Raw genomic sequence first — 22,250 nt, forward strand, 5'->3', positions numbered from 1 at the left:
CATGACAAGCGATTTTTTACAGTACCAAGCACAAACATCACCACATCCTTTAGCTATGGAAGTTTCCCACGCTGAAGGCTGTTATGTTTATGACACCAATAACAAGGCGTATCTCGACTTTGTTGCGGGCGTTTCAGCTTGTAGTTTAGGACATCGACATCCTAAAGTGGTCAATGCTATAAAAAATCAGTTGGACAAGTACATGCACGTTATGGTGTATGGCGAATATATTCAGGAACCAGCAGTGGAACTTGCCAAAATTTTGGCGAAACATCTACCGGAATCCTTAGACTGTACCTATTTGGTTAATTCAGGCACTGAAGCCATTGAAGGCGCTTTAAAATTAGCGCGTCGTGCTACTGGCAGAAGTCAGATTATTGCTGCGCATAACGCCTATCATGGCAATACCATGGGTTCCATGAGTGTTATGGGGTACGAAGAGCGCAAACAAGCGTTTAGACCCTTAATTCCAGATATCAATTTCATTACGTTCAATAATACTGAAGATTTAAAACAGATTACTTATAAAACGGCAGCGGTCATCTTAGAAACCATTCAAGGTGGCGCCGGATTTATAGAGCCACATGCCAATTATTTAACCAAAGTCAGAACACGATGCGATGAAGTTGGCGCCTTATTGATTTTAGATGAAATTCAACCAGGTGTTGGCCGTACAGGAAAATTATTTGGTTTTGAACATTACAACTGTATTCCAGACATATTAGTGACCGGTAAAGGTTTAGGTGGCGGAATGCCAATTGGAGCTTTTACAGCTTCCAAAGCGATGATGCAAACCTTACAAGACCGTCCAAAATTAGGACACATTACCACGTTTGGTGGCCACCCCGTAATTGCTGCTGCCGCACTTGCAACCGTAAAAGAAATTACGGAAAGTAATTTGATGTCTGAAGCTTTAGAAAAAGAACAACTTTTCAGATCACTTTTGGTACACCCTTTGATTACAGAGATTAGGGGACGCGGATTAATGTTGACGGCTTTAACACCATCAGCAGAAATCACGACGGAGGTCATTTTGAAGGCTCAAGCTAAAGGTTTGATTCTGTTTTGGTTGCTTTTTGAAACGAAAGGCATACGATTAACACCACCTTTGACCATTACAAACGATGAGATCACTAAGGGTTGTCAGATAATCATTGAAATTTTAGACGAAATTTCAGCCAAACTCTAGAGATCGTTATCGCCTGCAATCCCTTATAGGACACACCTTTCAACCATTACATTGAAGCGTGAAACTTGATGCTGTTAATTAATTTGTTGAAAACATTCGGCATAAAAATCACATTTCTCTAATGATAACGTTACATTTATTTCAACGAACAATACAAAGTGCTTATGGAGTTCAGTCAACATGACGACGACAATAATTATTCGCTAACAAAGTTTGAGTCGATGCTTAAAACAAACAATGTGTTGTTTTTTGATTCTGCTGAGTTTGAAAATATCATCCAATTCTATTTTGAAAATGGCCGAATTGCACTTGCAAAAAAAGCTGTCAAATTAGGACTGGAGCAGCACCCTTCATCCATTGTTTTAAGACTTTTTCAAGTAGAAATTTACATTCTTGAAGACAAATTACCACAAGCTGAAAAACTATTGGATGAGTTGTACATATTAGAACCTTCCAACGAAGAAATCTACATTCAAAAAGCCAGTATTTTATCTAAACGTGATGAGCACGAAAAAGCCATTGATACGCTAAAAATCGCCTTAAAATTGTCTGATGCTGATGAAGAAGATGCTGATTTATACGCGCTGATTGGAATGGAATACCTTTTCATGGATCAATTTGAGAACGCTAAAGACTATTTTATTAAGTGTTTGGATCTTGACATGGAAGATTATTCTGCTTTGTATAACATTATCTATTGTTTCGAATTTTTAGATTTGAATGAGGAAGCGATTGATTTCCTTAATCGTTATTTAGATAAAAATCCGTATTGCGAAGTGGCCTGGCATCAACTAGGCAAGCAATATTCTACCCTTAAAGATTATCCAAAAGCCTTATCTGCATTTGAATTCGCCATTATTTCTGACGATACTTTTGTTGGCGCTTATCTTGAAAAGGGAAAGGTGTTGGAGAAAATGAAAAAGTATGAAGAAGCCATTGAGAATTATAACGTCACCTTGGCGTTAGATGAACCGACTTCTTTTGCGTTGTTGAGAATTGGAAACTGTTATGAAAAATTAGGATCTGATGACTTGGCTGTACAGTATTACTTCAAAACTGTTCATGAAGACCCATTGTTAGATAAAGGATGGATTTCTATCACACGTTTTTATAACAAAAAGAAAGATTACCATAAAGCGCTCTATTATATCAATAAAGCGATTAATATTGATGCCGATAATGTGAAGTATTGGAAACTTTACGCGCAAATCAATCACCGTTTGAACTTTATTGAAGAAGCAGAACGCGGTTATAAAAAAACATTGGATTTAGGTAATTATGAATTGGACACATGGCTTGCAAGAACTGATGTGCTTATTAGTTTAGGTGAACATGAAGCATCTGCTCTAAACCTTATCCAAGCTGCTGAGTTTTATCCAGAAACAGCTGAAATTGAATACCGTTTAGCAGGCATCTATTTCACACTTCTGGAAAACGAAAAAGCCCAATACCATCTTAAAAATGGATTACTGCTTAATGCAGACTATCATTTTATTCTACAGGAATTATTTCCTTTAATTGCTGATCATCAAATGGTGGTCAATATTATTTCAAATTCCAAAAAGACCTCCAAGTAAATTTATATATATTTACGGCTCTTATATGTAAATTAAAAATGCAAAGACGCTTATCAGATTACCTATTTATTTCACTTAAAGGAATAGCAATGGGCGCGGCAGACGCTGTTCCTGGAGTTTCTGGAGGCACAATCGCTTTCATTTCCGGCATTTATGAAGAATTGATTACCACAATTAGTGGCGTCAATTTAGATTTATTAAAAACCTTAAGAAAAAGTGGTTTTTCAGCGTTTTGGAAACAACTTAATGGCAATTTCCTATTAGCACTTCTGACAGGTATTGTGATCAGTTTTGTGTCGTTTATGCGTCTTGCAAAATACTTAATTGAGCACCACCCAGTTTTAATATGGTCCTTCTTTTTTGGGCTCATTGTTGCAAGTATCTTTTTTGTCGGCAAACAGATAAAAACTTGGAATTTAGGAACAATCGTTGCTTTGATTCTTGGAACCCTTGCTGCATTTTACATCACTACCCTACCTTCAATGGCGAATAATGATAGTTCGTTATTCTTGTTCTTTGCGGGAGCTTTAGCGATTTGCGCCATGATTTTACCTGGAATATCAGGTTCCTTTATTTTGGTGATTTTAGGGGCGTATAAAACATTAAGTGATGCGCTACACGATTTTGATTTCAAAAAAATAGCCATTTTTGCCATTGGAGCAGTCATTGGTTTATTAAGTTTTAGTCGGATTTTAAAGTGGTTGTTCAATAATTATAAGAACACAACATTAGCAGTCCTAACGGGATTTATCTTTGGCTCCTTGAATAAAATATGGCCTTGGAAGGAAACACTAACCGTTTTAGATAAAGCCACAGGGACCACAGTACCAATTGACACCATAACAGATTTTGGCACCATTGAAGTTTACCAAAGTCAAATCAATGATTTTGAGACCTTTAAAATGATTTCTGAAAAAAGCATATCCCCTTTCCGCTATTCAGAAATTAATAACGCGATAGATCCACAAATAACAATGGCAATTGGATTGATGATTGTTGGATTTTTAACTATCTTCATTCTTGAAAAAGTAGGCTCCAAAACTCCGTAAATGCAAAGCACGAGAACCTTTACCGATAGACTTTTCCTTGTCATTAAAGGCTTGGCTATGGGTGCTGCAAATAAGGTTCCAGGTGTTTCTGGTGGTGTCGTTGCCTTTGTTGCAGGATTTTATGAAGAGTTCATTTATTCGCTTCAAAAGGTCAATAAAACGGCCTTCAAACTCCTTTTTAACGGACGCTTTAAGAGTTTTTTCAATTATATAAACGGCCGATTTTTAAGCTTGCTCTTCGCTGGAATGATTATCAGCTATTTTAGTATTTCTAAAATATTGGACTACTTTCTTGTCCATGCTGAACTGTATGTATGGAGTCTTTTCTTCGGATTGATCATCGGCTCAATTTATTACATCAACAAAGATTTTAACGATTGGAACTATAGAACTATAATTGCGCTTATTATAGGTATTATCCTTGGCGTGGGCATTAGTTTTTTGGATCCCGCCAGAGAAAATGACAATCTCTTTTTTGTGTTTTTCTGTGGCATCATCAGTGTTTCAGGAATGACATTGCCTGGTTTCTCCGGATCATTTATATTGATATTATTAGGGAACTATGTGCTTCTCTTGGTGGATTCCGTAAACGCACTTTCAGACACCTTTTATGAAATTATTAAGGGCGATTTCAGTGTGTTCTATAATTCTGAACGTATAACCTTGTTGAAGGTATTAGTTGTTTTCACTTTGGGATCTGTAACAGGTTTGGTCACATTTTCGCACATATTAAGCTATATTCTTAAGCACTATAAAAGTATTACCACCGCCTCTATTATCGGCTTTATTGTAGGGTCATTAGGTGTGGTTTGGCCATGGAAAAAAACAATTTATCGATTAGCTCAAGATGGCAGTTACATCTACGACTCAACCGGTAAAAAAGTAGTCTCCAATTACGAACGATTTATTCCCGAATTACATAGTGAAACCTACTTGGCAATTGCGTATATTGTTGTAGGCATAGCAATTGTCTTAGCTTTAGAATGGTATGGCCACAGAACTAGAAAAGTCAAAGTCTAAATTTGGACTTGTTGGTAAAAATATTGAGTATTCATTTTCAAGAGCCTATTTCACGGAGAAGTTTGAAAATGAAAACCTTTCAAATACGTATGTCAACTTTGATATTGATGATATTTCAAAATTCACAGAAATTCTTAACCAAGGTGATTTACTTGGACTAAACGTCACGATTCCCTATAAAGAACAAGTTATTCCATATTTAGACAAACTTGATCAGACCGCATCAGAAATTGGTGCCGTAAACACTATCAAATTCTTAGCTTCAGGAGAAATTGAAGGTTATAATACGGATTATTACGGCTTCCAGAATTCCATTCAACCTCATTTAAAACCACATCATCATAAGGCACTAATTTTAGGTACGGGTGGCGCATCAAAAGCGATTGCATATGCGCTAAAAAATCTAGATATCAACTTTGATTATGTGTCTCGAAATTCCAATCCAAAAGCTAAATATACCTATGCTGATCTGACTGAAGATATTATTAAAAATCATCCACTCATTATCAACTGTACACCTGTTGGCACCTACCCTAACGTTAATCAGTGCCCTGACATTCCGTATGACGGAATTACACAGAACCACCTTCTTTATGATTTGATTTACAACCCGATTCAAACTAAGTTTTTAATCTGCGGTGAAATTAAAGGTGCGACTATTTGCAACGGCTCCAAAATGTTGGAATACCAAGCCGAAAAAGCATGGGAAATATGGCACCGATAGCCTAAATGTCCTAAAATCAAGTTTCTCTTTTGTAATCTAAAGCGTTGTTAGTATATTTACTTTTTACAACAGCAAGAACTTTAAACATTACGAAATGTCAGAGAAAGATAACCTGCATGATGCAGATGGAAACGAGGATTTAAAAGGCAAGGCTATCACTACTGAAGATACAGTTGCTGAGAGCCAAAACCTATCAGAAGCAAATGCCAAATCAACAGATACAACTGAATCTTCAGATTCTGTTGAAGATAGCGCTACTACAACTCAAGCTCCCGAAACTACAGAAGAGGCCAAAAACACGGATACATCTGTAACAAGTGAATTTGAAAATACAACAACTGCGGAAGAAACTCCAGCTAAAAAGAAGGATGCCCACGTAGATGAAATTGAAGAATCTAATGCAGAAGATGCAGAAGATGAAGGCAATGTTGAGCGTCATTCCTTAGAGGACAAGGACTATCACGCCATGTCTATGGAGCAGTTGGCAGATGAGTTTGAAGCCCTACTAAACAATAAAAAAGTACAGACTATAAAATCTCACGTTGATGAGATTAAAACGGAATTCAATTCTAAGTTTTCAGAAATTCTGGAAGAAAAGAAAGAAGAGTTCTTAAGCGAAGGTGGAAATGAGATCGATTTCTTTTATTCCAGTCCGCTAAAAAAACGATTCAATTCGCTTTATAAAGATTATAAAAATAATCTTACAGCATACTACAAAACTTTAGAGACCAATCTTAAATCTAACTTAGAAAACAGATTGCGCATTATTGAGGATATCAAAGGCCTTATTAATGTTGAAGAAAACATCAATACAACCTACAAACATTTTAAGGATTTACAGGAAGAATGGCGTAATGCTGGTCCAATCCCAAGAGATAAATACAATAATGCATGGAATACCTACCACCATCATGTGGAGATTTTCTATGACTTTTTACATCTTAATCGCGATTTACGCGATATGGACTTTAAGCACAATCTAGATCAGAAGTTAAAAATTATCGCCCGTGCTGAGGAATTAGCAAAAGATGATAATTCAAACAGAGCCTTTAGAGAATTACAGGTGCTTCATAAAATGTGGAAAGAAGATTTAGGCCCTGTAGACAAAGAACATAGAGAAGCAATTTGGGAGCGTTTTAGCAACGCGACTAAAACAATTCATGACAAACGTCAAGCTTATTATGCTGATGTCGATAAGGCTCATGAAGCAAATCTTGTGAAAAAGGAAGCCATTATTGCTAAGATTGAAGAAATTGCCAAAGATGACGTGAGTTCTCATCAAGCATGGCAAAATAAAATTAAGGTGATTGAAGGATTGCGTACAGAGTTTTTCAATGCCGGTAAAGTGCCTATTAAAGTGAACGAGGCAACTTGGGCTAAATTTAAAAGTGCTGTAAGGACTTTCAATAAAAAGAAAAATTCGTTCTATAAAGGTTTAAAAAAGGATCAATATACCAATCTTCAGAAGAAATTGGATTTAATTAAAACCGCTGAAGAACACAAGGATAGCGACGATTTTGAAACGGTGACACCATTGATGAAGAAAATTCAGAATGAGTGGAAAGAAATTGGTCATGTTCCAAGAAAAGACAGCGATAAAATTTGGAAACGTTTTAAAGCAGCATGCAACCACTATTTTGATAAACTCAATGCAGAGCGTAATGCCGCCAATAAAGGCCAAGTGGAAGCTTTTGAGAAAAAATCGAAGTTACTTGAAGACTTAAAAGAATTGCAATTAAGTGGTACACCTGAACAGGATTTAGAGACCATTAAACAGAAAACAGAAGAGTGGAATGCCATTGGTCCAGTGCCACAAAACAAACGTTTTATTGAAGGTAAATTCAACAAAACGATAGATGGTTTATTTAACAACTTGAAATTGGATAAAACAGAAGTTGAAATGATCAAGTTTGAAAATAAACTCGAGCATTTATCGCAACCTGATGACACCCGATTGTTAGATAATGAACACCACTTTATCCGTAAAAAAATTGATGAAGTCCGTGGGGAAATCAACCAATTGGAAAATAACCTTCAATTTTTCTCAAATATTGACAAATCCAATCCTTTGGTAAAAGATGTATTGAACAACATTGAAAATCACAAGGAAAATTTAGCAGTATGGGAGGAGAAATTCAAGAAACTGAAGGAGTTATATTAAACACCTAATTTTTAGATTTAAAAAGTCCAATTTTTCAATTTGAAAGATTGGACTTTTTTTTTGATACACCAATTATGCTGCCTTTTAGTTAAGCGTCTGAAGCAGAAATTATCCGGCAGAAGTAGTATTTTTAATTACATTTGCACACCCTATCGCTTAATTTAAAGCACACAATATTCAGAAAAGCCACAGCCATGTACAAAGTTAAGTTCACGCCATACCGAGAAAGTTTAGGCAAAATAATGTTTCGACAAACCAAAGATGGAAAAGGAATTTCTTCTGATGGTCGTTATCAATTCTATATTGATGAGCCCATTGAAGATCCTGATTTTTGGGTGGTTCAAGGAAAAGGCGTGAGAGGTTCAGAAAGCTGCAAAGTAGCTCCTGAAAACACAATATTACTAACCACAGAGCCAAAATCTGTTCTAGTTTATCCTAAAGGGTACATTAAGCAATTTGGAACCATTTGTTCTTGCCAGGAGGAAACCAAACATAAAAATCTAAAATTAGGCCCTGCCATTCTTCCTTGGTTTGTTGGATTTAAGAAATCAAAGGATAATGAAATCACATATTCGTTGACCTATGATGATTTAATGACGAATAAAACCCCGGAGAAAAAGAAGTTAATTTCTGTCATCACAAGCAATAAGGCATTTACAAAAGGGCATCTTGAGAGAATCGAGTTTGTTGAAAAATTAAAGGCTTATTATGGCGATCAATTAGATGTATTCGGACAAGGCTTTAACAGTTTCGATGATAAATGGGACGTTTTAGCACCTTATAAATATCATATCGCAATAGAAAATTCATCTGAAAATTATTATTGGACAGAAAAAATATCCGACTGCTTCTTGGCGGAGACATTTCCTATTTATTATGGCTGTAAAAATCTATCTGATTATTTTGACAAAGAGTCTTTTCAATCCATAGATATTCACAATTTTGATGCCTCTGTTGCCATCATAGATAAAATAATTAAGGAAGATACATTCGAAAATAAACTGCCTAAAATAAAAGAATCCAAAATGAAGGTGCTGCATGAGTATAACATGTTTGATTATGTGGCTCATTTATGTGATCAGATGAATCCAGATCTACCAAAGGAAACGGTAACGATAAACAAATGTAACTCCTCAAAAGACTGGCACAATTTGTATAATTACGTGATTAAGAACTCGCTATTTAAATTGAAGCAAAAAACAAAAGAGCTCTTTAAAGGCAAGTCGGTATTGTATAAAGAATAAAATGGATACAATTTTAGTATCCATAATCACGAAACCAAAGTTCTATAAAAAATCAAATCCTATCTGTGAAAACAGATAGGATTTTGACCCCTAACTAAACTAAATTTTTAATCTTAATTAATACCGCTTAAAATATAATTAAGACTACCTACTTATGATTATGAAACTAAGTAAAGTTCCATTATATCATATATACGTGTTTAAACTCTTATTGGATTACCGGTTTACAAAAAAAACTAAACTTTTTTTGCTTCCTCCCAAAACACATCCATTTCCTCCAAAGTCATTTCAGATAAAGGCACGTTGATTTCCCGTGACTTAGCCTCTAAATATTGGAATCTTTTGATGAATTTCTTATTGGTTCTTTCTAAGGCATTTTCGGGATTAATTTTTAAAAACCGCGCATAGTTGATGATTGAAAAAAGCACATCCCCCAGCTCACTTTCCATTTTATCAGCATCGCCTTTGGCAACTTCCACTTTTAACTCCGCAAGCTCCTCCTCCACTTTTTCATAAACTTGTTCTGGATGTTCCCAATCAAAGCCAACACCCGCTACTTTGTCTTGTATGCGATTGGCTTTAACCATGGCTGGTAAACTTTTTGGCACTCCTTGTAACACACTCGTTTTCCCTTTCTCCTTCAGCTTAATTTGCTCCCAATTACGTTTGACATCTTCTTCATTTTCCACTTTTACATCGCCGTAAATATGCGGATGTCTTTCAACCAATTTATCGCAAATACTGTTACAAACATCTGCAATATCAAAACTATTGGTTTCATTACCAATCCTCGAATAAAACACGATATGCAACAACACATCACCCAATTCCTTTTTAACCTCATCCAAATCCTTATCCAAAATAGCATCACCCAACTCGTATACCTCCTCAATAGTTAAATGTCGAAGGGATTCCATGGTTTGCTTTTTGTCCCACGGACATTGCTCACGCAATTCATCCATAGTAGTTAAAAGTCGGTCAAAAGCTTGTAATTGTTCTTGTCTGCGTGTCATGTTGTTGTTTTTCTGAAATTCAAAATTACGAAAATCGATACTGCTTGTGTACTAAATTTTATAAGAATCAAACCCTTCGATAAACAGTGTGCTTCATTGCTTCCCTTGAAAATCATTATTTATTAACAATTGGAAATAAAATGAAACCCCCACATTCTGTAAAAGAAATTGTGGGGGTTTTTATTTTTGAATCAAGTCTTAATTCTTAATTCTGATATCTTAATTTTAATTAAGTTTTTCTAGCACTTGTGTTCTTAGTAGCGCCACCTTTCTTAGAAGCTGAAGCCTTAGAACCTACGTTTTTTGCAGCGTTATTTGGCTTTGCAGCAGCTTTAGACTGCGCTTCTTCAACTTTAGCAGCTGTAGATTTATCTTCGTCTTCTTTATCTAAAGCAGACAACAAATCGTTAGATTGTAAAATATTATACCATTGGATAACCTTTTTGATATCACTTGGGTACACACGATCTTCATCATAATCAGGTAATACTTCAAAGAAATACTCTTCAAGTTTATCTTTAGAGTCTTTATGGCTGATAGACGTTTGTTTGCCATCTTCCTTTTCACGAACCTTTTTGAAAACTTCGCGTAATGGCACTTCTTCTGTTAGTGTGTACATCGCGATTTCACTTAAAACACTCACATTACTGTGAATATTTACCGTAATACGCTTCTTATCAAGTAACGATTCTGCAACAAAACCGCTACGTGTTTGGGTTACAATTTTATATAGCCCAGGTTTCCCTGCAATGGATAAAATCTTATCTAAACTCATATTCTTTATATGCTTTTTTTATTTTGACGGAGACAAATATATGCCTTTGCCTTTAGGATTGTAAAAAATTAACGTTTCTTTTTCATAGCTGGAAAACGCATCTTATAATCGACGCTGATGTTTCCTTTTGAAATATTATTCAATCTACTTTTAATCAAACGCTTTTTTAAGGTCGATAACTTATCCGTAAATAAGATACCGTCAATATGATCATACTCATGTTGAATCACTCTTGCAATCAGACCCTCAAACTCCTCAACATGGGTCTTAAAATCTTCATCCTGATATTGGATTTTGATTTTCGGTTTTCTGAACACATCTTCCCTTACATCCGGAATGCTCAAACACCCTTCATTAAAAGCCCATTCCTCTCCAGTTTCTTCAAGAATTTCTGCGTTGATAAACGTGCGTTTAAAACCTTCCAATTGTGCCTTTTCTTCGCTGTTTAAATCCTCATCTTCAGAAAAAGGTGTGGTATCTATCACGAATAAACGAATAGCCAACCCAATTTGTGGCGCTGCTAATCCAACACCATAGGCGTCATACATGGTTTCGTACATGTTGGCAATGAGTTCCTTGAGTTTTGGATAATCGGCCGAAATATTTTCGCCTTCCTTTCTTAGAACTGGGTCGCCATAGGCAACAATAGGTAAAATCATTAATCTTTAATTTTAAGAGTGCAAAAATACAATACTTATTTAGGATTTTAGAAACTTCAGTTAAAATTGTTAATCCACAACTATTGGTTATACAAATAACTTTGAAGAATAATGGTCGCACTGATCTCATCTACCAAAGCTTTATTTTTCCGTTGCCCCTTACTAAGTCCGCTGTCAATCATGGTTTGGAACGCCATTTTTGAAGTAAACCGTTCGTCAACACGTTTAACTGGAATTTCGGGAATTGTTTTAGCAAGTTTTGTTAGAAAGGATTGAATAGATTCTTCACTTTCAGAAACCTCGTTATTCATTTGTTTTGGCTCCCCAACAAGAAACAATTCGACCTTTTCTTTAGAAATATAGTCCTTTAAAAAAGGTAAAAGCCCTTTGGTTGCAACAGTAGTCAGGCCGGAAGCGATGATTTGTAGTTCATCAGTTACCGCAATACCAGTGCGCTTTGTTCCGTAATCTATTGCTAAAATTCTTGCCATACTACCTTCTTTAAAATCAGGAATCCTATTAAAATTATATTTCCAACAAAGTTACTATTATTTAATTTCTAACTGAAGTGATTACTTTTAAATTACATAAGAAAATGTCTATTTAAACCATCACTATGACCTCCCTTTTTCCTTGAATGTATATAGATTTGAAACAAATCAATGCCTTACAATATTTTCCAAAATGAATTATAGGTTTATATTTGTGTAAATTAAAATTAAGACATGGAACAACTCCGACAAAACATAGAGAAAGCTTGGGATAACCGCGAATTACTTTCCGAAAAAGTTACAATAGAAAGCATTAGAAGTGTCATCGATTTACTTGATGAAGGCACCTTAAGAGTTGCTGAACCAACTGATAATGGTTGGCAGGTAAATGAATGGGTGAAAAAAGCGGTCGTACTGTACTTTCCTATCCAAAAAATGGAAACTTTTGAAGTCGGTATTTTTGAGTTTCATGATAAGATTCCATTAAAACGCGGCTATGCTGATAAAGGGATACGTGTGGTACCTCATGCTGTATCGAGACATGGCGCTTACATTAGCAAAGGCACCATTTTAATGCCGAGTTATGTAAATATTGGAGCGTATGTTGATGAAGGGACGATGGTAGATACTTGGGCAACTGTTGGAAGTTGTGCTCAAATTGGGAAAAATGTGCATTTATCTGGAGGTGTTGGTATAGGTGGCGTTTTAGAACCCTTACAAGCCGCCCCAGTAATTATTGAGGACAATGCCTTTATTGGCAGTAGATGTATTGTTGTTGAAGGTGTTAGAGTGGAATCAGAAGCCGTTTTAGGTGCGAATGTATGTTTAACTGCCTCTACAAAAATCATTGATGTTACTGGTGACGAGCCGGTAGAAATGAAAGGCGTTGTACCAGCACGTTCTGTTGTTATTCCTGGCAGTTATGCTAAAGAATTTCCTGCAGGAACTTACAACGTGCCTTGTGCCTTGATTATTGGTAAGCGTAAAGAAAGCACCAATAAGAAAACATCATTGAATGATGCGTTGCGCGAATATAATGTAGCAGTTTAAAACAAACTTTTAATCATTAATATTGATTGAACAGATACAAAAACAGGATTATGAGTGTTAATTTGAAACCATTCAACCATAATCCTGTTTTTTAAACTATTATATAAAATTAAAGACCTCTTTTATATGGATGGATTAAAAGAGGCTAATAATGCGCCCAAATAAAAAAAGTAAAGTATCGTTTTACTTGGGTTTCTATCAATCCATCATTGTTTTTATACTGCTAACCATATGACTTACAAGTTTCTTATTTATATTTCCTACAGTTACGCGCTTCCAATTGGTGCACCTTTAGAGCAAGAAATTCTGCGCACCGGAAATACTGTAAAATGGTTTAGCGATACTGATAATGGCAAGGAAGGTTTAAGAGACAATCCGAATTTACTCAACACTATTCAGGAAGTTGTGGCTTACAAACCAGACATTGTTTTAGTGGCCTCCGATGACGTTCCCGATTTTATAACCGGACTAAAAGTTCAAGTTTTCCACGGTTTTTTCGCAAAAAAAAGACCTTTACGAAATGGGAAATTCTATCATTTTAGAATCCGCGGAACTTATGACCTCTATTGTACACAAGGTCCAAGTACGACGAGTGAGTTTAAGCGACTAGCGGAAAAATTGAAATATTTTGAGGTTATTGAAACTGGCTGGAGTAAAGTAGATCCTATGTTTCCACTTGAAGAAAAGAAGAACTTATCGGAAATTTCAACATCTACTCTTCCAACCATAATGATTGCTTCAACATTTACTGAGCGCTTAAGTTTGGCATATGACGATTCTGTCTTTAATGAAATAAAAAGGCTTTCCAACACAAATGCCTATAAATTCATTATGGTTTTGCATCCCAAATTACCAGCGCATATTGTTAAGAAATGGCAGTCACTCACAAATGAGAATTTTACGTTTTTCAACACTACCGATCTCACGCCCTTATTTTTCAAGGCTGATATTCTTTTTGCGGATACCACATCGGCAATTCAGGAGTTTGTGCTTCAAAAAAAGCCTGTAGTCACTTTCAAACACAAAGTCCATGAGGATTTCTTAATCGATGTTGATACAGTAAATGCTATTGAATCCGCTTTTAAAAACGCTTTAAATCCATCTAAAGAGTTGATGGATAAAATAGAAGCTTACATTCTTAATCTTCATCCCTATTTTGATGGCAAATCGAGTCAACGTGTTATTGAGGCTTGTATCAAGTTTTTACACCAAGATAAAAGTCATTTAAAAAGGAAACCTCTCAATCTTCTTCGTAAATATAAAATAAGAAAGCGGTTGGGATATTTCACTTTAAAAAGTTACAATAAACCATACCATCTAGAAAAAGATTCGTAAAATCAGGAAAACAGAGTGTTTGAATAACTGTCGGAATTAACTTGTGGCGTTGATTCCAAAATCCGTTGCCTTTATGTTGTTTTTCTTGGTAAATTTTCGAATAAGCTGATTCTGCTTTAATGCTTCTTCATCTTTATAAGGTCGGGAATGATGTAAATGCACGCAAATGGCCGAATACCTAATTTGCTTAAACTTCACACCAATATTCATCAAACGTTCACCTACTTCTCGGTCTTCACCACCATATTTCATACGTTCATCAAATCCATTAACCCTTAAAATTAAAGCTTTCCATCCCGAAACATTCATTCCATCAAAAGTTGCTTTAGTTGGCGTAAATGTGTTTAAAAACCAAGCTTTAAAACCCGATGCTGTTAATTTATTCGATTTAAAAGTTTTCTTAAGACCTTTTTCCTGCAACCATTCTAGGCTAAAACAGTTTTGGTTTTCAATATCATTTTTTGAAATGCTATTCGATATATCTTCTGGTAACTTAAAGTAACCTCCGGACAAAAATGTATGCTCTTTTCTTAGCTTTAAGTGAGTTGCCACAAAATCATTTCGAGGTATACAATCGCCATCTGTAAATATCAAATAATCGGACTTCGCTTTCAAAATGGCTTTATTCAAAATTTTTGTTTTCTGAAAACCATCATCTTCCTGCCAAATATGCTGTATGGATAATGAAGAAAACTTGATAAATGAATCGATGAGATGTTTTGTTGCTTCGCCAGAACCATCATCCGCAATTAAAATTTCAAAATTTTTCTCGGTCTGTTGTTCATATCCCCAAAGCACCTTGGTTAACCATTCTGGTTGGTTATAAGTACTTATGATTACTGACGATTTAAATGTATCCATTATAGCGAAATTAGGTATTTTTGTTAAAATCTAAGGAATTAAATGATTAAACTATCTGGGGTTATAATTACTTTTAATGAAGAACTGAAAATTGAAAAATGTTTAAAGTCTTTGGTTGGTGTCGTTGATGAAATTGTAGTGGTAGACTCATTTTCAACTGACAATACGAAGTCGATTTGCGCAAAATATAATGTGAAGTTTATTCAACAGACGTTTCTAGGTTATATCGAACAGAAAAACTTCGCACTCACGCAAGCGAGTTATGACCATGTTGTGTCGCTGGATGGCGATGAAGCCCTGTCGGAAACACTTCAAAAATCCATTGTAGCGTTAAAAAGTAATTGGACCTTAAATGGCTATTACTGCAATCGGTTTAATAATTTTTGCGGACAATGGATAAAACATTCCGACTGGTACCCTAATAAGAAATTACGTGTTTTCGATAGACGTTACGCGGAATGGAAAGGCATTAATCCGCATGATATGGTGGTTATGAATAGTCCTGACATGAAAGTTGGTCATTTAAAAGGTGACATTTTACATTGGACGTATCAATCGTATTCTGAGTTCAATTTAAAAACCGAACATTTTTCAACTATTGCTGCAAATGCATATTTCCAATTAGGAAAAAGATCCCGCTATTGGAACATACTATTAAATCCGTTTTGGGCTTTTTTCAAAGCCTATGTTCTAAGGCAAGGATTTTTGGATGGTTTAAATGGATTTGTTATTTGTGTACAAACAGCAAACATTACTTTTTTAAAATACACAAAGCTTTATGAGCTTTCAAATAAGGAAAACAGTCATCTTAAACGATGATTACGGGCTCCTGTAAATACACTCATTATCGTTTATAAACTAAATACATCAAGTTGTGCATAAAGAAATTTCAAACGCGTTACAGGTTTTAAGAGATGGCGGACTCATCCTGTATCCAACAGATACCGTATGGGGAATTGGCTGTGATGCCACGAATCCCGAAGCCGTAAAAAAAGTATTTCAACTCAAAGAGCGTGAAGACAATAAAGCGCTCATTTGTTTGGTAGCCGATGATAGAATGTTGAGCAAATATGTAAAGGAAATTCCGAAGGTGGCTTATGATTTATTTGATGTGTCAGACGACCCGATGACCATCGTATATGACGATGCTCGAAATTTAGCTCCCAATTTAATTGCGGAAGACAATTCGATTGCCATTAGAATCCCGAATGATGATTTCTGCTTTCAGCTTATAAGACGTTTTGGCAAACCCATTGTTTCCACCTCAGCAAATGTGAGTGGCGAACCCACTCCAAAATCATTCAAAGAAATAGGGCCCCATATTTTAAAAGGTGTGGACTATGTCGTAAATTTGCATCGCGAAAAAATCTGTACCAAACCCTCGTCAATTATTAAGTTGAGTGTCAATGGGAAAATAAAAATTATTCGCTAATTAGATTTTAGCCACGAATACACCAATTATTATGGCAAATATTCTTTATAAGGACGAAAGTTACGCTATTGTTGGTGTTCTATTTGATGTTTATAATAATCTAGGAAGCGGATTTTCTGAAATTGTGTATAAAGATGCTTTGGAATATGAATTTACACAACTTCACATTCCATTTGAGAGAGAAAAAGAATACCAAGTAGCCTATAAAAACGTGTATTTGAAACATAAATTTTATGCTGATTTTGTTCTTTTTGATAAGATCATTTTAGAAATCAAATCTATTTCAAATTTGAACGATGCTCATACGTCGCAATGCATTAATTATTTAAAGGTTTCAGATTGTAAATTAGCTATTTTGGCTAATTTTCATAAAAACTTATTAGATCATAAAAGAATCGTCTTGTAAATTGTATAAGACACTTATGAATACATAAAACATTCACGGTATTACGATGTTTAATCTACAGATTAGAAATAAAAACATTAGTGAATTCGTGGCAAAATAAAAATGAACTTACAAGTAGCATTAACTCATCCAATTTTCAAAATAATTTCTCAATCTGCAGAAGAATTAGGAATCGATGCCTACGTCATTGGGGGCTTTGTTCGCGATCATATATTGAAACGCGGTCAGCATAAAGATATTGATGTTGTCGCTATTGGAAGCGGCATTGCATTGGCCAAACAAGTAGCCAAAAACATTCCTAACCATCCTAAAGTTCAAGTCTTCAAAACATATGGTACCGCCATGTTGATGTATGAGGATATTGAAATAGAGTTTGTAGGCGCACGTAAGGAATCCTATACTGAAGAAAGCAGAAATCCCATCGTGGAGAATGGCACTTTGGAGGATGACCAAAACAGACGTGATTTTACGATAAATGCTTTAGCGTTAGATTTAAGCGCTGCTAATTTTGGAAAACTATTGGATCCGTTCGATGGCATCAAGGATTTGGATTCTAAAATTATCAGAACTCCGTTAGATCCGGATATTACTTATAGCGATGATCCGTTGCGAATGATGCGCGCCATCCGGTTTGCAACGCAACTCAATTTTACTATAGAAAAGGCTTCTCTTGATTCAATTACTAAGAATAAAGAACGCATCAAGATTATCACCAAAGAACGTATTGTTGTTGAACTCAACAAAATTCTTGAAAGCGACGTTCCATCTATCGGTTTTTTACTGTTAGAAGAAACAGGTTTATTGGAATACATTCTTCCAGAACTGATTGCACTAAAAGGGATTGATGAAAAGGAAGGACAACGTCATAAGGATAATTTTTACCACACCTTAGAAGTTGTAGATAACATTGCGAAAAACACTGACGATCTTTGGTTGCGTTGGGCTGCACTATTACATGATATTGGTAAAGCTCCAACTAAAAAATTCAGTAAAAAAGTAGGTTGGACATTTCATGGACATGAATTGGAAGGCTCAAAAATGGTCTATAGATTGTTCAAACGCCTTAAAATGCCTTTGAATGATAAGATGAAATTTGTCCAAAAAATGGTCTACATGAGTTCTCGACCAATTGTGCTCGCTCAAGATGTTACAGATTCTGCCGTAAGACGCTTGGTTTTTGATGCTGGTGATTTTGTAGATGATTTAATGGTGCTTTGTGAAGCGGATATCACCACTAAAAATCCAAAGAAATTCAAGAAATACCATAACAATTTTAAAATCGTTAGAGAAAAAATTGTAGAAGTTGAAGAACGAGATCACGTCCGTAATTTTCAGCCTCCAGTGTCTGGTGAGGAAATTATGGAAGCTTTTGGTCTGAAACCGTCAAGGGAAATTGGAACTATAAAAGAGACCATAAAGGAAGCAATTCTGGAAGGTAAAATTCCAAATGAGTATAAAGCAGCGTATGACTTGATGTTGGAAGAAGGCAAGCGCTTAGGGTTGACCCCAGTAAATATTAGTTAAGTAGTAAAAATTTCATTTCAATTTTATATAGTTTGTAATTCATGTGTTAATGGCAAAGCAAAAAGATAATAAGAAAGTCATCTATTGGCTTCTTACAGGTTGTGCACTACTCTTTATCATGGTTGTAGTTGGCGGTATTACAAGGTTAACGGATTCTGGGTTGTCCATGTCTGAATACAAACTCATCACAGGCACCATCCCGCCATTAAACGAAGCAGAATGGGAAGCCGCTTTCGCTGTTTACCAACAATATCCAGAATTTCAAAAACTGCACTCGCACTTCACCTTATCAGATTTTAAAGCGATTTACTTTTGGGAATGGCTACATCGTGTGATTGGCAGATTGATTGGACTGGTCTTTATTCTTCCGTTTATTTATTTTATTGCCACAAAACAACTTACCGCTAAAACGATTAAAAAATCTTTAGTCCTACTATTTCTTGGCGGATTCCAAGGATTTTTAGGTTGGTACATGGTAAAAAGTGGATTGGTGGACATGCCGGACGTGAGCCACTATCGATTAGCAGCCCATCTAACCACTGCCTTTTTAACTTTTGCAGCAACACTTTGGGTAGCTTTAGATTTAATTTATCCGAATAAAAAAGCCGTCGATAAAAGTTTTAGAAATCTTATTGGCATCGGATATATCATCCTGATTATTCAAATTGTTTACGGCGGATTTGTAGCTGGACTAAAAGCTGGATTATTGCACAACCATTGGCCGTTTATGAATGAAGGTAAATTCATCCATGAATCTGCATATGCCATTGAACCATTCTACTTAAACCTCATCGAAAACCCAAGTGGTATTCAGTTTGTGCATCGTACTTTTGCGTATGTAGTAGTGATTTTTATTGGGATTATTTGGTACCGCGCCAAACAAATGTCGTTAACAAAATTGCAAACACAGGGTGTCAACAGTTTATTAATTCTTGTAGGAGTTCAATTCCTATTGGGTGTGTTGACCATCATTTACGGCGTACCGCTATGGTTGGGTGTCGCTCATCAAATAGGCGCGTTTTTCTTGCTTTCAGCAATGACATTTACCTTGCATCGTTTTAGTAGATAATAGAAAAAGCTTTACATTTGCCAATTAAATTTTACACATGGTTTACAGATTCAGAATTATTCTTGACAACGACACCGAAGATGATGTTTTTAGAGATATAGAAATCCGAGAAACAGACACTCTTGAAGACTTGCACAACAGTATTACTCAAGCTTTTGGGTTTGATGGTATTGAAATGGCATCGTTTTACATCAGTGATGACGCTTGGAACCAAGGCGAGGAAATCTCCATGTTTGACATTAGTGAAGGCTATGATGAAGTGAGACTCATGGGCGAAACTACAATCAATGATGTGGTTCATGAAATGCAAACCAAATTGATTTATGTGTACGATTTTCTCAGTATGTGGACTTTTTTCGTGGAATTAGCTGAAATAGTTGAGGAAGCTGAAGGTACTGATTATCCAAATTTAATGTATGTGCATGGGCAAATTCCGTCAGAGGCACCGCTGAAAACATTTGAGGCCGATAAAGAATTTGACGACTATAATGAGTTTGACGATGATTTAGATATTGATGATTATGAGGATTTAGATTTTGATGAAAACTGGAATTAAGAAACCTTCTATTTTCTATTTTCTATTTTCTATTTTCTATTTTCTAAAAGTTACATTATCCTCGTATTGACATTCTCATAATTGCGCTGCACAAAATCGAGCGCATTTTTGACAATTTCACCCATATTTTTACTGCGTTTAAACTTCAAATCTTGGGTATAATCGAAGATTTTCATTTTTAAAAGTTTGATGTGTTCTGGTGTGGAAAGCGTATCGTTTATCATGCAATCCAGAAGTTCTTTTATGCGTTCATGATAACTTATCAAACGCTTGGCAACAATGGAACGCTCTTCTAATTTATATTGATCAATGGATTCCTGTTGGAATTTTTCCTGTACCAATTCCACCATCTTTAAATTCTCTTTAAAGAATTGTGGTCGGTAGACATTGAACTTGCCTTCATAACTTTGTTGATCAAAATCTATCGCCCTGATTTTATAGACCACATGGTCAAAATCATGGGTGGGAACGATCACGTAATTGTAAGAACGCATATCCCCCAACAATCTGATCATACACCGTTCATTAAACTTAACGAACTCTTTGGCTATTTGTGATTTTTCGGAAGGTGAACATTTTGGCAACATGTTTTTGATGAATTCATCACCAGGAACACCGGCAATATGCTCTTCGATTAACGTGTCCTGAAACACCAAAAAATTCAAGTTATACGGCGAAAGCATGTGTTCCAATTCTAAGCCATAAATTCGCGAAGCATCTGCCTTCTTAACGTAGAAATACGTATAATTATCATTTAGAATATTTCTGACCTTGATGCGGAAAGGCTTAGAGTTTCCAAAAGTGCAATAATCAATTGCATCCACATTTAAAAATGGAATGGTCTTCTCATTACCATCAGAATGCAAAATCGTATAAACCTTCTTTAAACTTAAATCTATTTCCTGCCGCTCAAATTCGTTGAAATACACCCGGACCCAAAGCGTGTCATTATCATCTTTATCATATAAAGCAACAGCCCCTTGAAAACGCAGCAAATCATCATAAAAAATTGGCAATCTTATATTCCTGTTGTATTCAGAAAGGTAATTGTGCAACTTTTCAGTGATAGGATATGAAGGTTTCCGTAATGATATTTTAAGATCTTGCATAGCTATTAAGTTATCTCAAATGTAAGTTTTTATATTTACACTTGTAACAAATGTAACCATCACTCGTCATACGTTTAACTAATCAATCAGAAAATTATTTTGGAAACTATCCTCACCATCAACAATCTCACCAAAAAATTTGGTTACCTCACTGCCGTCAAAGATTTATCTTTTACTATCCATAAAGGGAATGTGTATGGTATTTTAGGCCCAAACGGAAGCGGAAAATCGACCACATTAGGCATTGTTCTTAATGTTGTCAACAAAACTTCAGGTGACTTTAGTTGGTTTGAAGGACAAACAACCACGCATGACGCTCTCAAGAAAGTAGGCGCGATTATAGAAAATCCGAATTTCTACCCTTATATGACTGCCTATCAAAATTTAAAATTGGTATGCAAAATTAAAGGCGTTGATTATAGTAAAATTGATGAGAAATTGGGGATTGTCGGACTTCTAGACCGAAAAAACAGCAAATTCAGCAACTATTCTTTAGGGATGAAACAACGTTTGGCTATTGCCTCTGCCCTTTTGAATGATCCTGAAATACTTATACTGGATGAACCTACAAACGGTTTAGATCCGCAAGGAATTCATCAGATTAGAACCTTAATCAAACAAATTGCAAGTGAAGGCACCACTATTTTGTTGGCGTCCCATCTTTTGGATGAAGTTGAAAAGGTATGCTCTCATGTTGTTGTACTTCGGAAAGGAGAAAAATTATATTCAGGACGCGTAGATGAAATGATTTCAAGTCACGGATTTTTTGAGTTGAAATCTGTGCAACACGAAACCTTAGTCTCCTACCTTCAAAACAATCCTGATTTTTTAAGTGTTAAAGAGGAAGGCGAACTCATCACCGCATTTCTTAAAGAGCCCATGGATGCTTCGACATTCAATGCTTTGATGTTTGAAAAAGGCATTACGCTCTCCCATCTGGTTAAGCGCAAGGAAAGTTTAGAAGAACAATTCCTGAAATTAACTGACAACAACTAATCAATCAAAA

Annotated in this window: 21 protein-coding genes and 1 pseudogene; 16 read left to right on the forward strand and 6 right to left on the reverse strand. The window is 35.6% G+C overall.

The features are described 5' to 3' along the window. Position 1: 1 nt before the first annotated feature. The 7 genes from Q0947_RS08300 (at position 2) to Q0947_RS08330 (ending at position 8,964) form a co-directional block, all read left to right on the forward strand. Positions 2-1,189, forward strand: coding sequence for an aspartate aminotransferase family protein (locus Q0947_RS08300; RefSeq protein ID WP_299395434.1), 1,188 nt, complete (start codon positions 2-4; stop codon positions 1,187-1,189). A gap of 164 nt (positions 1,190-1,353) precedes the next feature. Continuing rightward, positions 1,354-2,766 carry a tetratricopeptide repeat protein gene (locus Q0947_RS08305; RefSeq protein ID WP_299395438.1) on the forward strand — a complete coding sequence of 471 codons (1,413 nt, stop codon included), beginning with the start codon at positions 1,354-1,356 and terminating at the stop codon, positions 2,764-2,766. 38 nt (positions 2,767-2,804) lie between these two features. Further along, complete coding sequence (locus Q0947_RS08310) at positions 2,805-3,815, forward strand: DUF368 domain-containing protein (RefSeq protein WP_299395448.1); 1,011 nt, start codon at positions 2,805-2,807, stop codon at positions 3,813-3,815. Further along, positions 3,816-4,835 (forward strand): DUF368 domain-containing protein, encoded by a 1,020-nt coding sequence (locus Q0947_RS08315; protein ID WP_299395452.1) that lies wholly within the window; start codon positions 3,816-3,818, stop codon positions 4,833-4,835. Then, positions 4,804-5,559, forward strand: coding sequence for a shikimate dehydrogenase (locus tag Q0947_RS08320; RefSeq protein WP_299395456.1), 756 nt, complete (start codon positions 4,804-4,806; stop codon positions 5,557-5,559). Before Q0947_RS08315 ends, Q0947_RS08320 begins: the two co-directional genes overlap by 32 nt. 94 nt (positions 5,560-5,653) lie before the next feature. Next, positions 5,654-7,720 (forward strand): DUF349 domain-containing protein, encoded by a 2,067-nt coding sequence (locus Q0947_RS08325; RefSeq protein WP_299395461.1) that lies wholly within the window; start codon positions 5,654-5,656, stop codon positions 7,718-7,720. A gap of 194 nt (positions 7,721-7,914) precedes the next feature. Next, positions 7,915-8,964: a glycosyltransferase family 10 gene (locus tag Q0947_RS08330; protein ID WP_299395465.1), complete on the forward strand. Its 1,050-nt coding sequence runs from the start codon at positions 7,915-7,917 to the stop codon at positions 8,962-8,964. A 236-nt stretch (positions 8,965-9,200) separates the two neighbouring features. Here the strand turns inward: Q0947_RS08330 and mazG are convergent, their stop codons facing one another. The 4 genes and pseudogenes from mazG to ruvX form a co-directional block, all read right to left on the reverse strand. Continuing rightward, positions 9,201-9,977: a nucleoside triphosphate pyrophosphohydrolase gene (gene mazG, locus Q0947_RS08335; protein WP_299395468.1), complete on the reverse strand. Its 777-nt coding sequence runs from the start codon at positions 9,975-9,977 to the stop codon at positions 9,201-9,203. Between the two features lie 397 nt (positions 9,978-10,374). Then, positions 10,375-10,752 (reverse strand): annotated as a pseudogene (locus tag Q0947_RS08340) (DUF5606 domain-containing protein); the annotation flags it as partial. 68 nt (positions 10,753-10,820) lie between these two features. After that, positions 10,821-11,411, reverse strand: a complete 591-nt coding sequence (gene def / locus Q0947_RS08345) for a peptide deformylase (RefSeq protein WP_299395472.1) — start codon at positions 11,409-11,411, stop codon at positions 10,821-10,823. Between the two features lie 80 nt (positions 11,412-11,491). Further along, positions 11,492-11,902 (reverse strand): Holliday junction resolvase RuvX, encoded by a 411-nt coding sequence (gene ruvX / locus Q0947_RS08350; RefSeq protein ID WP_299395475.1) that lies wholly within the window; start codon positions 11,900-11,902, stop codon positions 11,492-11,494. A 234-nt stretch (positions 11,903-12,136) separates the two neighbouring features. Between ruvX and Q0947_RS08355 the strand changes: the two genes are divergently transcribed. Further along, positions 12,137-12,952, forward strand: a complete 816-nt coding sequence (locus tag Q0947_RS08355; protein ID WP_299395478.1) for a 2,3,4,5-tetrahydropyridine-2,6-dicarboxylate N-succinyltransferase — start codon at positions 12,137-12,139, stop codon at positions 12,950-12,952. Between the two features lie 231 nt (positions 12,953-13,183). Continuing rightward, positions 13,184-14,287: a CDP-glycerol glycerophosphotransferase family protein gene (locus tag Q0947_RS08360; RefSeq protein ID WP_299395479.1), complete on the forward strand. Its 1,104-nt coding sequence runs from the start codon at positions 13,184-13,186 to the stop codon at positions 14,285-14,287. Between the two features lie 36 nt (positions 14,288-14,323). Here Q0947_RS08360 and Q0947_RS08365 read toward each other — a convergent pair whose 3' ends face one another. Further along, on the reverse strand, positions 14,324-15,148 hold the full coding sequence (locus Q0947_RS08365; protein WP_299395480.1) for a glycosyltransferase family 2 protein: 825 nt from the start codon (positions 15,146-15,148) through the stop codon (positions 14,324-14,326). A 42-nt stretch (positions 15,149-15,190) separates the two neighbouring features. Here Q0947_RS08365 and Q0947_RS08370 point away from each other — a divergent pair, with 42 nt between their 5' ends. The 6 genes from Q0947_RS08370 (at position 15,191) to Q0947_RS08395 (ending at position 20,135) form a co-directional block, all read left to right on the forward strand. Further along, positions 15,191-15,967: a glycosyltransferase family 2 protein gene (locus Q0947_RS08370; protein WP_299395483.1), complete on the forward strand. Its 777-nt coding sequence runs from the start codon at positions 15,191-15,193 to the stop codon at positions 15,965-15,967. 55 nt (positions 15,968-16,022) lie between these two features. Next, positions 16,023-16,580 (forward strand): L-threonylcarbamoyladenylate synthase, encoded by a 558-nt coding sequence (locus Q0947_RS08375; RefSeq protein ID WP_299395487.1) that lies wholly within the window; start codon positions 16,023-16,025, stop codon positions 16,578-16,580. Positions 16,581-16,611: 31 nt separating this feature from the next. Beyond that, positions 16,612-16,986 carry a GxxExxY protein gene (locus tag Q0947_RS08380; RefSeq protein WP_299395490.1) on the forward strand — a complete coding sequence of 125 codons (375 nt, stop codon included), beginning with the start codon at positions 16,612-16,614 and terminating at the stop codon, positions 16,984-16,986. A gap of 102 nt (positions 16,987-17,088) precedes the next feature. Next, positions 17,089-18,510 (forward strand): HD domain-containing protein, encoded by a 1,422-nt coding sequence (locus tag Q0947_RS08385; protein WP_299395493.1) that lies wholly within the window; start codon positions 17,089-17,091, stop codon positions 18,508-18,510. 49 nt (positions 18,511-18,559) lie between these two features. Next, entirely contained in the window at positions 18,560-19,579 is a 1,020-nt protein-coding gene (locus Q0947_RS08390; protein ID WP_299395496.1) for a COX15/CtaA family protein, read from the forward strand. 37 nt (positions 19,580-19,616) lie between these two features. Continuing rightward, positions 19,617-20,135, forward strand: a complete 519-nt coding sequence (locus Q0947_RS08395; protein WP_299395499.1) for a hypothetical protein — start codon at positions 19,617-19,619, stop codon at positions 20,133-20,135. A 50-nt stretch (positions 20,136-20,185) separates the two neighbouring features. Here the strand turns inward: Q0947_RS08395 and Q0947_RS08400 are convergent, their stop codons facing one another. Next, positions 20,186-21,244 (reverse strand): hypothetical protein, encoded by a 1,059-nt coding sequence (locus tag Q0947_RS08400; RefSeq protein ID WP_299395502.1) that lies wholly within the window; start codon positions 21,242-21,244, stop codon positions 20,186-20,188. Between the two features lie 99 nt (positions 21,245-21,343). On the opposite strand from Q0947_RS08400, the gene Q0947_RS08405 reads away from it, so the two are divergent. Then, positions 21,344-22,240, forward strand: coding sequence for an ATP-binding cassette domain-containing protein (locus Q0947_RS08405; protein WP_299395505.1), 897 nt, complete (start codon positions 21,344-21,346; stop codon positions 22,238-22,240). Positions 22,241-22,250 lie beyond the last annotated feature (10 nt).

The sequence above is a fragment of the uncultured Gelidibacter sp. genome (assembly GCF_947500795.1).
Classification (GTDB): Bacteria; Bacteroidota; Bacteroidia; order Flavobacteriales; family Flavobacteriaceae; genus Gelidibacter.

Bases quoted from the DNA above. Each gene is read 5' to 3' on its own strand.
- Q0947_RS08300 (WP_299395434.1), top strand. From the start codon at position 2: ATGACAAGCGATTTTTTACAGTACCAAGCACAAACATCACCACATCCT.
- Q0947_RS08305 (WP_299395438.1), top strand. From the start codon at position 1,354: ATGGAGTTCAGTCAACATGACGACGACAATAATTATTCGCTAACAAAG.
- Q0947_RS08310 (WP_299395448.1), top strand. From the start codon at position 2,805: ATGCAAAGACGCTTATCAGATTACCTATTTATTTCACTTAAAGGAATA.
- Q0947_RS08315 (WP_299395452.1), top strand. From the start codon at position 3,816: ATGCAAAGCACGAGAACCTTTACCGATAGACTTTTCCTTGTCATTAAA.
- Q0947_RS08320 (WP_299395456.1), top strand. From the start codon at position 4,804: ATGGCCACAGAACTAGAAAAGTCAAAGTCTAAATTTGGACTTGTTGGT.
- Q0947_RS08325 (WP_299395461.1), top strand. From the start codon at position 5,654: ATGTCAGAGAAAGATAACCTGCATGATGCAGATGGAAACGAGGATTTA.
- Q0947_RS08330 (WP_299395465.1), top strand. From the start codon at position 7,915: ATGTACAAAGTTAAGTTCACGCCATACCGAGAAAGTTTAGGCAAAATA.
- mazG (WP_299395468.1), bottom strand. From the start codon at position 9,977: ATGACACGCAGACAAGAACAATTACAAGCTTTTGACCGACTTTTAACT.
- def (WP_299395472.1), bottom strand. From the start codon at position 11,411: ATGATTTTACCTATTGTTGCCTATGGCGACCCAGTTCTAAGAAAGGAA.
- ruvX (WP_299395475.1), bottom strand. From the start codon at position 11,902: ATGGCAAGAATTTTAGCAATAGATTACGGAACAAAGCGCACTGGTATT.
- Q0947_RS08355 (WP_299395478.1), top strand. From the start codon at position 12,137: ATGGAACAACTCCGACAAAACATAGAGAAAGCTTGGGATAACCGCGAA.
- Q0947_RS08360 (WP_299395479.1), top strand. From the start codon at position 13,184: ATGACTTACAAGTTTCTTATTTATATTTCCTACAGTTACGCGCTTCCA.
- Q0947_RS08365 (WP_299395480.1), bottom strand. From the start codon at position 15,148: ATGGATACATTTAAATCGTCAGTAATCATAAGTACTTATAACCAACCA.
- Q0947_RS08370 (WP_299395483.1), top strand. From the start codon at position 15,191: ATGATTAAACTATCTGGGGTTATAATTACTTTTAATGAAGAACTGAAA.
- Q0947_RS08380 (WP_299395490.1), top strand. From the start codon at position 16,612: ATGGCAAATATTCTTTATAAGGACGAAAGTTACGCTATTGTTGGTGTT.
- Q0947_RS08385 (WP_299395493.1), top strand. From the start codon at position 17,089: ATGAACTTACAAGTAGCATTAACTCATCCAATTTTCAAAATAATTTCT.
- Q0947_RS08390 (WP_299395496.1), top strand. From the start codon at position 18,560: ATGGCAAAGCAAAAAGATAATAAGAAAGTCATCTATTGGCTTCTTACA.
- Q0947_RS08395 (WP_299395499.1), top strand. From the start codon at position 19,617: ATGGTTTACAGATTCAGAATTATTCTTGACAACGACACCGAAGATGAT.
- Q0947_RS08400 (WP_299395502.1), bottom strand. From the start codon at position 21,244: ATGCAAGATCTTAAAATATCATTACGGAAACCTTCATATCCTATCACT.